Origin of the sequence: Moorena sp. SIO2C4 (assembly GCF_010672485.1) — a bacterium.
GTDB lineage: Bacteria > Cyanobacteriota > Cyanobacteriia > Cyanobacteriales > Coleofasciculaceae > Moorena > Moorena producens.
Genome location: NZ_JAAHGN010000102.1, coordinates 1 through 11,638 on the forward strand (window position 1 = coordinate 1; position 11,638 = coordinate 11,638).

General features: G+C 43.9%; 7 protein-coding genes and 2 pseudogenes. 7 read left to right on the forward strand and 2 right to left on the reverse strand.

The window, feature by feature from the left end:
* Positions 1-268 (reverse strand): annotated as a pseudogene (locus F6K20_RS08215) (FAD-dependent oxidoreductase); the annotation flags it as partial.
* A 313-nt stretch (positions 269-581) separates the two neighbouring features.
* Between F6K20_RS08215 and F6K20_RS08220 the strand changes: the two are divergent.
* From F6K20_RS08220 to F6K20_RS08230, 3 genes are all read left to right on the forward strand, one after another.
* The gene (locus tag F6K20_RS08220) at positions 582-1,502 is read left to right on the forward strand and encodes a putative selenate ABC transporter substrate-binding protein (protein WP_008180779.1); all 921 of its coding nucleotides are present in this window, start codon (positions 582-584) and stop codon (positions 1,500-1,502) included.
* Between the two features lie 304 nt (positions 1,503-1,806).
* On the forward strand, positions 1,807-2,574 hold the full coding sequence (locus tag F6K20_RS08225; protein WP_008180777.1) for a phosphonate ABC transporter ATP-binding protein: 768 nt from the start codon (positions 1,807-1,809) through the stop codon (positions 2,572-2,574).
* Positions 2,575-3,097: 523 nt separating this feature from the next.
* Positions 3,098-4,732: a PhnE/PtxC family ABC transporter permease gene (locus F6K20_RS08230; RefSeq protein WP_287250390.1), complete on the forward strand. Its 1,635-nt coding sequence runs from the start codon at positions 3,098-3,100 to the stop codon at positions 4,730-4,732.
* A gap of 149 nt (positions 4,733-4,881) precedes the next feature.
* On the opposite strand, the gene F6K20_RS08235 is transcribed toward F6K20_RS08230, so the two are convergent.
* Positions 4,882-6,000 (reverse strand): trans-sulfuration enzyme family protein, encoded by a 1,119-nt coding sequence (locus tag F6K20_RS08235; RefSeq protein WP_008180771.1) that lies wholly within the window; start codon positions 5,998-6,000, stop codon positions 4,882-4,884.
* A 487-nt stretch (positions 6,001-6,487) separates the two neighbouring features.
* Here F6K20_RS08235 and dxr point away from each other — a divergent pair, with 487 nt between their 5' ends.
* The 4 genes and pseudogenes from dxr to F6K20_RS08255 all read left to right on the forward strand — a co-directional run bounded on the left by dxr (position 6,488) and on the right by F6K20_RS08255 (position 11,282).
* Positions 6,488-7,699 (forward strand): 1-deoxy-D-xylulose-5-phosphate reductoisomerase, encoded by a 1,212-nt coding sequence (gene dxr, locus F6K20_RS08240; protein WP_044492437.1) that lies wholly within the window; start codon positions 6,488-6,490, stop codon positions 7,697-7,699.
* Positions 7,700-7,916: 217 nt separating this feature from the next.
* Positions 7,917-8,788, forward strand: a pseudogene (locus F6K20_RS08245) (RNA-guided endonuclease InsQ/TnpB family protein); the annotation flags it as partial.
* Between the two features lie 371 nt (positions 8,789-9,159).
* Positions 9,160-9,417, forward strand: coding sequence for a zinc ribbon domain-containing protein (locus F6K20_RS08250; protein WP_008180765.1), 258 nt, complete (start codon positions 9,160-9,162; stop codon positions 9,415-9,417).
* Positions 9,418-9,695: 278 nt separating this feature from the next.
* Positions 9,696-11,282, forward strand: a complete 1,587-nt coding sequence (locus tag F6K20_RS08255; RefSeq protein ID WP_287266168.1) for a glucose-6-phosphate isomerase — start codon at positions 9,696-9,698, stop codon at positions 11,280-11,282.
* Positions 11,283-11,638 lie beyond the last annotated feature (356 nt).

The window sequence follows — 11,638 nt, forward strand, 5'->3', positions numbered from 1 at the left end:
CCATACCAATCCCTTGGTCTAAATATAACTGGGCTTTGGAAAACACCGCCAGACGACGCAAGTCGATGTGAGCTTCATCGTAGCTGTAAAAACCGGCAACATGACCTGGTAGCATTCCCGAATAGGGAGTGTGGGCATTGTCGGTAATCAGGGTTATACGGACACCAGGCAGAGGTTTCATGGCAAACTTTTTGAGAGCGATCGCATGGCTGTGACCACCGCCAACTAAGACTAAATCTGTGGTGATCGGTTGAGGAGCTGCCTGCATGAGACCCGTTGAAAAAATTGAAAAAGCTGTCTTCAGTTTATCTAAATTTTGGTTCAATAAAACCCACATGCCAGACTTGACAGTGTCATACGTAATAATCAGGCTTTATCTGTGGCTTATCAAACACCGATAGCGCCAAATTTAATATTTAGCAAAATTAACTATTTATAGGTAAAAAAAATCGCCAAGCTACACAGAATTAGCGTATTACTTTAATACTACAACTTGATCGGCGGAATCTGGGATAAAAAAATTAAATTTTTACCTTAGCCAAAGTATAATCTTCACAGTTTGATGATCAAGAAAAAAAACAATGAACAAAAAAATCTTACTAGGTTTTATTTTAGTCCTATTACTACCGGTTACTGCCTGTGCCCCTAGCTCCGATTCTACATCTTCGTCTGGAAATGGGGCTAAGGTTCAATCTTTTACCACTGGAGCAATCCCCGATCAAGATCCTGAAAAGTTACAGCGACTCTACGGCAAGCTTGCAGCTTACCTAGAAGCAGAGTTAAAGGTTCCGGTAGAATACAAGCCTGTGATTGACTATGCAGCAGCGGTAACAGCTTTTCGGGTGGGGGACTTGGATCTGGTCTGGTTTGGTGGACTGACTGGGGTTCAAGCACGGTTACAGGTAGAAGAGGCTGAAGCGATCGCTCAACGGGATATTGATGCTGAATTTCACACCGTTTTTATCGCCAATAAAAGCAGTGGGATCAAACCCATTAAGAACATTAAAGATTTAAAAGTTTTGAAAGGTCATACCTTAACCTTTGGCAGCGAGTCATCTACCTCTGGACGCTTGATGCCCCAGTATTTTCTCCAACAAGCAGGGGTAACCTTAGATGATTTTCAAGGTGAAGTTGGGTTTTCCAAATCCCACGATGCCACCATTCAATTGGTTGAGGCAGGGAGCTACAAGGTAGGAGCCTTGAACGAACAGGTCTGGAAGAGTCGCGTTGCAGCTGGAAATGTGGACTTAAAAAAAGTAGAGTTGATTTGGCGAACTCCAGCTTACTATGATTATCACTGGGTGATTAATCCTAAAGTCAAAGAACGCTACGGGGATGATTTTGTTGAGCGGGTTCAAGCCGCCTTGTTAAAGCTAGATCCTAATGTTCCCGAGCAAAAAGAAATTCTTGACTTATTTGGAGCTACTAAATTTATTTCTACAAAAAATGACAACTATTCCGAAATTGAGGCAATTGGACGGAAAATTGGCAAGATTAAGTAAATAAGCTGATCTGCATTTAAATTGGTTATTCCCCGTTTCTTTATCCGCAGATCCGCTGTTCCCTTTGAGCACTTTAGGTGACGTTGCGTCAGTCAAGGAATGAAGTTGTTGAATCTTAGCGCTGAATAGGAGTAGGCTGGGCATCCTGCTAGCCCGAAAAGATCCGGTGCGTTTACAGTCGTCGAATTAAATTCGCCACCGGTCGCACCGCCAGGAACACGGAAGATGCCCATTCCACAAAACTATTCAAATCATTCCATTATTAAGCAACGCCAAATGCTGAAGAGCTTATCACTAATCACCAATGACTAAAATTCCTATCTTTGAACTCAAACAGGTATCCCAGCAATTTGGCCAGTTTCGGGCATTGACTAACCTTAACCTCAAGATTTATCCTGGGGAACGAGTTGCCCTAGTCGGGGCGAGTGGTGCAGGTAAAAGTACTTTGATCCGCCTGCTCAATGGCATCTTACTCCCCAGTAAAGGAGAAGTCTGGGTCTTAGGTCGTAATCTAGCTAGAATCTCCCCGCGCCAATTGCGTCAGGTACAGCGTCGCCTTGGCACCGTTTACCAACAGTTCAATCTAGTCAATAACCTCCGGGTGATTCATAACGTTAATGCGGGTCATTTAGGACGCTGGTCATTGATGAAAGCCCTTGTTTCTTTATTGTTTCCCCAAGAGGTAGACACTGCTCTCAAGGCTTTAGCTCAGGTAGGAATTCCCGAAAAGCTTTATGCACCCACCGAGGAACTGTCTGGAGGACAGCAACAACGGGTTGCCTTAGCTAGAGTGCTGGTGCAAAATCCTGACGTGATTCTTGCTGATGAACCGATTTCTAACCTGGACAGGCAAATGAGTCGGGAAATTATGGATTTGCTCAAGGAGATAAGTGAAACCGGGGGAAAGACATTAGTAACTAGTCTCCATTCTCTCGAATTCGCCTGCAGTCATTGCGATCGCTTGGTGGGATTGCAACGGGGACAGATTGTCTTTGATGTTCCTCCAGGGGTTTTGTCTCAGACCATGATCGACAAATTATATGCTACAGAAACTGATCTGATCAATGTATAGTTTTCAATTTTCAGGAACCGTTCCGTCTCAACTTATATAGCACTCGGAGTAAAGTTTAAGACACACTATACCAAATTCGGTTATTATAGGTTATTTACCTAAATCCTCAAATCAATTCTAGGCAAAGACTTTGATTGTTTTGAATATAGTATTATTAAACCTGATTTAGTATTAGACATCTCTAAATAATCTTTAATAGAGTCACAGCAATCAGACTAAGCGGGTCAACAATTGATTAAAAATTGAACCTTATTAACGATGGTAGCGGTACCAAAGTATTGATTTTAACTCCCGAAGCCTTGACTACAACCTAGCTAAATCATTACATCTTTCCCACTACCATTTTTACCATTTATCTATGGCTAATTATGTCCATTAAACTCTATTTTTATGGGGTGATGGTATTCTATAAATATCTATTTGTGTTCGCTGTTAACCGTTTTATGTTTCCTGTTACTTTATCCACTGTTCCCTTGAAACCAAAATACTATTAAACTAATATACTTCCGTTGCAATAACTTAGATGACTCAACGTTTATCTCGTCCACCATTACTGAATCGCAGCCTGCTGTGGGGAATTTGTTTTGTCATTTTTATCGGGATGGCGGTTGTTAAAGCTGGTATCTTTGAGCAAGATCTTGTTAATCTGGGAGGATTTTACCAACTCTTGCGATTCTTGCGGGCGAGTTGGCACCCCGAAATGAGTCCTGAGTTTCTGCACCTGACCTTGAAGGCTACCCTCACGACCCTAGCTTATGCCGCCTGCGGCACTTTCCTGAGTATCTTGCTCGGCGTGGTGGCAGGAGTGATCACCTCCCAGGTTTGGTGGTTGACAGTCTTGCCTCACTGGACTCTGCGACAACCCATCTGGCTGGGAATTCGGGGACTGCTGGCCTTCCCCAGAGCGATTCATGAGATGATCTGGGGGGTTTTTTTTGTCAGTATCTGGGGTTTAGATCCTCTGGCGGCCATTATGGCCATCGCCATTCCCTATGGGGCAATTGTCGCGAAGGTCTTCTCAGAAATTCTGGATGAAACGCCCCGAGGTGCTTTGATGGCATTACTCAGTAGTGGCGTGTCCCCCTTGATGGCCTTTCTTTACAGTATCATTCCGCAAGCCTTTTCAAATCTCCTGTCTTACACCCTCTATCGCTTTGAGTGTTCCATTCGTTCAGCTACTGTACTTGGGCTGGTTGGGGCTGGTGGATTGGGCTATGAGATTTTGCTGAGTTTACAGTCTCTTCGTTACGAACAACTATGGACATTTTTCTATGCCCTAGTTTTATTAAGCGCTGTAATTGACATCAGTAGTGTCATCTTGCGTCGCCGGATTAATTTAAGAGTAGTTTTAATTTTAGTGGCCTTGTGCTGTTTGGGGTTTTTGTATGTCAGTCCTGATGTGAGCAAGTTTTGGTCTCCCCGAACTCAAAAACTCTTGGGTGAGATTGCCCAAGCATCATTTCCCCTCGATTTTAAGGCTGTGCCCTTGTCGCAGCTGTGGAAGTTATCACTACAAACTCTAGTTATGTCTGTCCTGGCCAGTGCTGGTTCTGGTCTTGGAGGGATTGTTCTGTCTTTTCCGGCAGCCCATAATTTTTTGCTACCAGGGGGATTGCTCAATCCCAGTCCAAAAGCGTCCCGATTAGCTGGCTTACAAGGCTGGTCTATCCTAGTATTCACCAGGATCATACTACTGTTTTGCAGAGCTATTCCTGCCCCAATTTGGGCATTAGTGGTGATGTTTGTCATGTTTCCGGGAGTTTTACCTGGTGCGATCGCCCTAGGATTGCATAATATCGGCATCCTTGGCAGGTTGATGGCAGAAATGAATGAAAATTTGGAAAAGCCTCCTTTAGAAGCCTTAAAAGCACAAGGAACTCCAGGAGCACTCTTGTTTCTCTATGGGATATTCCCGATGAATTTACCTCGTTTTCTGGCTTATATTTTCTATCGCTGGGAGGTGTGTATGCGAGAGACGGTCATTGTAGGATTAGTTGGGGCTGGAGGATTAGGGGTATTGTTGACCGAACAACTGAGCAGCTTTGATTATCCGAGTGTGGGGATGACGCTGGTTTGTTTTGTCTTTTTGACTTTTTTCGTTGATGGGGTGAGTGCTGCCGCTAGAGAATCGATAACTCCTCATAAATCTCTAAAGTAGTAATGCGATTAAGCTTCTGCCTTACTGGCGTTGCACAATAACGGGATGATGTACCTATTTGTCGAAGGAAGTTTGAACTGTAGACTATAAGCCACTTTTAGTTATGTGCAAAAAATGGTAACATCCCACAAATGTGCAACGGCTCCTCACTAACCTAAAGCTTGGGCAAGATCTTCTAGTAGATCATCAGTATGTTCAAGACCAACAGACATCCGTAACAGATTGTCTGGGGTTCGGGTACCAGGAAATTCCATGGAAGCACGATGTTCAACTAAACTCTCGACACCTCCCAAGCTAGTGGCTCGTGTAAATACTTTCACCTTGCCAGTAAAGGCAAAGGCATCTTCCCTGTTTCCTTTAACTTGGAAAGAAATCATACCCCCAAACAAGTTCATCTGAGCAGCAGCAATTCCATGTCCTGGATGGTTTGGTAATCCCGGATAATGAACAGCTTCTACTTTGGAGTGTTCTTCTAAAAACCGTGCCACCTTCAAGGCATTTTCTGAATGAGCTCTCATGCGGTAGGGCAAGGTCTGAATGCTCCGCAGGAGTAACCAACAGTCGAAAGGGGCGGCTACTGAACCGCCAGCCATCTGAATTGTTTTAATTTTGTGAAAAAATTCATCCTTAACCTTAGTAATCACGGCACCTCCTAAGACATCACTGTGTCCACCGAGATACTTGGTTGTGGAGTGGATAACCAAATCTGCCCCCAACTCCAACGGACGTTGGCTAATCGGTGTTGCCCAAGTGTTATCGCAAACACAATAGACATTATGGTGATGGGCAATATGGGCAATCTTGCTGATATCAGTAATCCTTAACATTGGATTGGAAGGCGTTTCTATCCAAATCAGCTTGGTGTTGGGTTGAACTGCTTCCATCACTGTGGTAGGATTAGCCATGTCTACAAAAGTGACCGCCAAATTCCAAGGGCCAAAAACTTCTCGCAAGAGAAACCCAGTTCCTGTGTAACTATCTATAGGTGCCACTACATGGTCTCCAGGGGACAAAGCCTGGAAGATACTCAAGGTAGCCGCTGAACCAGAAGAAAAAGCGGCGGCTGCTGCTCCCCCCTCCAATTTAGACAGGCATTTCTCCAGACTATCCCGATTCGGGTTATTGTCTCGACTGTAGTTATAACCCTGAGGGTAGCTGCCGTCTGGATGACGTTCAAATGTAGTAGATAGATAAATTGGGGACACTACTGCCCCTGTGGCTGAGTCAATATTATGGCCAGCATGCACTGCCAGTGTCTCAATTTTCATGCAACCTTTTGCTCAAATCACTGATAATACCTTTTCATAGGGAAGACGCCACATCATATATATCTATATATATAGAATATAGCGTTCCTCATACTTATGAGGTAAAGTCAATTTTCTTCCGCCCTTATTAAGGGTGGCAAGGGGGGATTCGTACTCCGTACTCCCTACTCCGTACTCCCTACTCCCTAGTCCCTATTCCCTAAAACCCAGGACTTTGTACCTCACCCAATTGAAAACTACTATATATAAATGTTGGCCATATCATTCCGCATTAATCCGGTCTACGTTGTGTGATTGACTACATAAGACTTGCTGATCACTCACAATAGGGGTAAAACTTAATCAAAACCGATATTCACTAAGGTTTGTTGCCAAATTGCCAATACGATCAGAAAAATTTACCAATCGTTTTAATTAGGTTGAGTTACTTATAGGCTTCCCATTGCCCCGGTATGATAGGGGAGTTGTTGGTAATTATAAAAAAATTGTGAAAAAAATTACACTCTTAGGTTCCACTGGCTCAATAGGTACCCAAACTCTCGATATTGTTAATCAATACCCCGAGCAATTCCAGTTAGTGGGATTGGCAGCTGGGCGCAATGTGGAAATGTTAGCCGCTCAAATTCGGCAATTTCGACCGATGATTGCCGCAATTCGTGATCAAGAGAGATTGCCAGAACTCAAAGCAGCAATTGCTGACCTTGACCCCCAACCTATTCTTTTAGGGGGCGAAGCTGGAGTGGTAGAAGTGGCACGCTATGGTGATGCGGAAGCTGTAGTTACTGGCATTGTCGGCTGTGCGGGTTTGTTGCCTACTATTGCTGCTATTGAAGCGGGTAAAGACATTGCTTTAGCGAATAAAGAAACTCTAATTGCAGGTGGTCCAGTAGTACTACCCTTAGTTGAAAAGCATGGTATTAAGCTGCTACCAGCTGACTCAGAACATTCGGCCATTTTTCAGTGTCTTCAGGGAGTGCCAGCAGGGGGATTGCGGCGGATTATCCTAACTGCATCTGGGGGGGCTTTCCGAGATTGGTCCGTAGACAAGTTAGCTTCAGTGAAGGTGGCTGATGCCCTGAAGCATCCCAACTGGTCAATGGGACGTAAAATTACTGTAGACTCTGCCACCCTGATGAATAAGGGATTGGAAGTGATTGAGGCTCACTTCCTGTTTGGCATGGATTATGACCACATCGACATTGTGATCCATCCCCAGAGTATTATTCACTCCCTGATTGAACTGCAAGATACCTCAGTATTAGCTCAGTTAGGTTGGCCAGATATGCGCTTACCTTTACTCTATGCCCTCTCATGGCCGCAACGGATCTATACCGATTGGGAACCACTAGATTTGGTGAAAGCTGGTAATTTGACTTTTAGGGAACCGGATCATCAGAAATATCCCTGTATGGGCATCGCTGATGCGGCTGGTCGGGCTGGGGGGTCGATGCCAGCGGTATTGAATGCAGCTAATGAACAGGCAGTTGCCCTATTCCTAGAGGAGAAAATTGGTTATTTGGATATTCCTCGTTGTATTGAATCTGTATGCGATCGCCACCAAGCTGATAACTGTTCCAATCCTTCCTTAGACGATATATTGGCAGCAGATCAATGGGCAAGACAGGAAACTATAGCTGCTAGTAAGTTGCTCAGGGATTCGATCACTTTGCCACAGCCTGTCGCTTCAACAAGCCCTTGAGTGGGTCTAATCCCTGCTTAAAAATCCAAAAAAGTTTTGGGAACAGTCGCGCATAGCCCCGACGTTAAGGGCTAGTTCAGTCGGGGTAGTTTAGGCTATCAATATGGAGCAATTCACCTCACGTTATACCCATCGGGTTAGCGTGAGGTGAATTGCGGTCAGAAGCTTAGTTCTACTCAAGTGGCATTCCTGGATAGAATTATGTTATAATTTAAATATGCTGACACTAACCTACGAGTACAAACTGATTCCTTCCCAAAAACAAATCGCCGTCATTGAAGATATATTGGCGGTTTGCCGAAAAGTGTGGAATTACGCTTTAAGGGAACGAAAAGATTGGTACAAAAGTCGAAAGTGTGCAGTTAATTATTGTTCATTACAGCATGAATATATAATTCCAGTAGATCAGCCATATCCTAAATACAAAATACAAGCTGCTAATTTAACTAAAGCCAAAAAAGCCAATCCTGAACTCAAAAGAATAAATGCTCAGGTCTTACAACAAGTTTTAAAGACTTTAGATCGAGCATTTAAAAACATGAAAGAACAAGGATATGGTTTTCCTAGATTTAAAAATCCAGATCGGATGCGATCGTTTGTATTTCCTCAATTTAAAACAAATCCAATTAAAAATGAGTGGATTAAGCTACCTCAAATTGGAATAGTTAAAATGAGATTATCACGGCCAATTCCAGATGGATTCAAGATAAAGCAAGTTAGGATAGTTAAACGAGCTAGTGGTTATTTGGCAATGCTGTCTTTACAAAGTGAAGTCAGTGTTCCTGATCTACCAGGATGGGGTCACCCGCTGGGGATTGATATTGGACTAAATAAGTTTTTAGCAACTTCTGATAATGAGTTAATAGAGCGCCCTAGATTTTTAAGCGAGCTGCACGGTAAGCTTAAATTGACGAGCGACCCCGCGCCGTCGCACGGCGCTAGGGAACGCGCGAGTTGCTACAACGCAGATTGAAGCTAAAGAAAAAAGGGTCGGCAAATAGACATAAACTTAATCATAAAATTGCAAGACTTCATCAAAAAATCTCAGATACTCGAAAAGATTTTCAATTCAAGTTAGCACATCATCTGTGGTGAGCATTCAGCTATCAGCTATCAGCTATCAGCTATCAGCTATCAGCTCAAAGCTTTGAGCTTTTAAATAAAACAAGTAAGCATTCGTTTAATCTTTGTTACGTCAGCTGTTCGCTTAGGGTGGGCCTTTAGCCCACAGCTGACGGCTGACGGCTGACGGCTGAATGCTTACCATCTGTGTGACCAAGCTGGGAACGAAGTTACCGTAAGAATAGGGTCGCCAAAATGGTTAGCAGGCTATGCATAGAAGAGTTAAAACTTGTTGATTAAGGCTCCACTATTCTAAGGTTTCGTCTCCGGAATGATATTTGTTGAGAACTTAGACTTGAGAACTTGGGCAAAAGGAATGTTAAGTAAACATACCCGTATTGGCTGGTTTTGGTCAGTTATTTAATATCTTAGCTTGGGTTTGTTGGAAACGAGGGGTATATTTTGGCAAAGTTGACTACAGATTTACCAGTCAAATTTGTCCAAATTGTGGTAAACATACAGGGAAAAAGGATTTGTCTGAACGTATACACAAATGTCCTGAATGCCATTACGAAATTAACAGAGATGTTTCAGCTGCTCAAGTAATTTGTCAACGTGGTATCACTGCGGTCGGGCAGATCTTGAAGTTACCGTAAGGATAGGGTCGCCTTATCACAAAAGACTTGAACCTTTTACGCATAACCTACCAACTATAAAGGCGACCCTATCTATCGGTTTCGTCTCGTGGGAAAAAATGACTGTGTAGGCGGGCTGTCGGGGGTTGACAACAACCTAGATAAGTGCTTTGGAAGCAGTAAACCCAAATTGTGAAGTTTGGGAATCCCCCGTTATAATCTCTGATTTAACGGGGGAGGATGTCAAGTGCTTGCCTTAAACTTGTGAGTGGACAATAACAGAAGTTGGAGAGCTACTTATGGACGCCGCTGCACTCTGGCAACGCTATCAGGATTGGCTTTATTACCACGAAGGGTTAGAGCTTTACCTTGATATCAGCCGTATGGGGTTTGATGATGCCTTTGTGGAGGCGATGCTGCCTAAGTTGGAAAAGGCATTTAAGGATATGGATGCCCTAGTCAACGGTGCGATCGCAAACCCTGATGAAAACCGCATGGTCGGTCACTACTGGCTAAGAGACCCGGACTTAGCCCCAACTCCAGAACTCCAACAAGACATTGTCAACACTCTCGACAAAATTGAAACCTTTACCCAAAATGTCCACACGGGTGCCATCCATCCCCCTAGGGCACCAAAATTTACTGATGTTCTTTCCATTGGTATTGGGGGTTCTGCCCTTGGTCCTGAGTTTGTCGCTGAAGCCCTCGGGCTAGACTCTCCTCCTTTAGCCATTCACTTTATTGACAATACTGACCCAGCTGGCATTGATGCTGTGCTAGCCCAACTCCAAGACCGATTGTCTAGCACTCTGGTATTAGTCATCTCCAAATCTGGGGGAACACCAGAAACTCGTAACGGCATGGTGGAAGTTAAAACAGCCTACGAGTCTCAGAATCTAGACTTTGCTGCCCAGGCTGTTGCCATTACAGGTGTTGGCAGCAAACTAGATCAATTGGCAAAATCCGAAGGTTGGCTGGCCACCTTTCCCATGTACGATTGGGTAGGAGGACGTACCTCTGAAATGTCAGCCGTAGGACTACTTCCAGCTTCACTACAAGGGATTGATATCCGTCAGATGCTGGCTGGTGCTAAAGAGATTGATAGCGCTACCGGTAGCCCCCAGCTCAAAAGCAATCCAGCCGCCTTACTTGCCCTATGCTGGTACTTTGCTGGCAATGGCAAGGGGGAGAAAGATATGGTCATGTTGCCTTACAAAGACAGTCTATTGCTATTCTCCCGCTACTTACAGCAGCTGGTAATGGAATCTCTAGGTAAGGAAAAAGACCTAGATGGCAATACGGTTTATCAGGGCATTGCGGTTTATGGTAACAAAGGCTCAACGGATCAACATGCCTACGTACAACAACTTCGGGAAGGTGTTCCCAATTTCTTTGTCACGTTCATTGAAGTCTTAGAAGACCGACAAGGGAAGTCTCCAGAAGTAGAAGCCGGTGTAACTGCGGGAGACTATCTATCAGGTTTATTACAAGGTACTCGGCAAGCGTTGTATGAAAATCAACGGGATTCCATTACCGTAAGCATTCGTCAGGTCAATGCTAGAACGGTGGGTGCATTAATTGCCCTGTATGAACGTGCTGTTGGTCTTTATGCATCCTTGGTGAATATCAATGCTTATCACCAACCTGGGGTAGAAGCGGGTAAAAAAGCCGCCGCTGCCATTCTGGATTTACAGAAACAGGTGATGGAGGTACTACACCAGGAAAGTGCTGCCATATCTATTTCGGAGTTAGCTGAGAAAGCGGGAGCCCCTGACCAAATTGAAGGGATTTACAAATTGCTGCGTCATCTGGCTTATAACCAGCGGGGTATTGTCTTAGAAGGGAATCTGGGGCAACCAAGTAGTCTGAAAGTTTCTGCTGTATAAGCTAATAGACATTTGACCTTTTTTGTTGACAGTTGACTGTTAATCCTTGACAGCCAACTGTCAAATTTAAGGCTAGTTAACAAAAAAGACCTTGGGCTTCCCTTGTCAACCCAAGAAACTTGCTAGAATAAAAAGCATAAAAGGTTAGATTATATCTAAAATGTAACGTTTTTTACAAAAAATTAACGTTTTTTCAAATTTTGGTTAAAATGCTGGGCATAAAGGTAGCTTCATTAAAGAGGTCAGAGGTGCAATGGCTCAGTCTGATGTAGTAACTGTCGGTCAATACCTTACTCAACGCCTGCAAGCCGCTGGTGTCAAGCATATTTTTGGCGTAGTAGGAGATTACGTCCTGA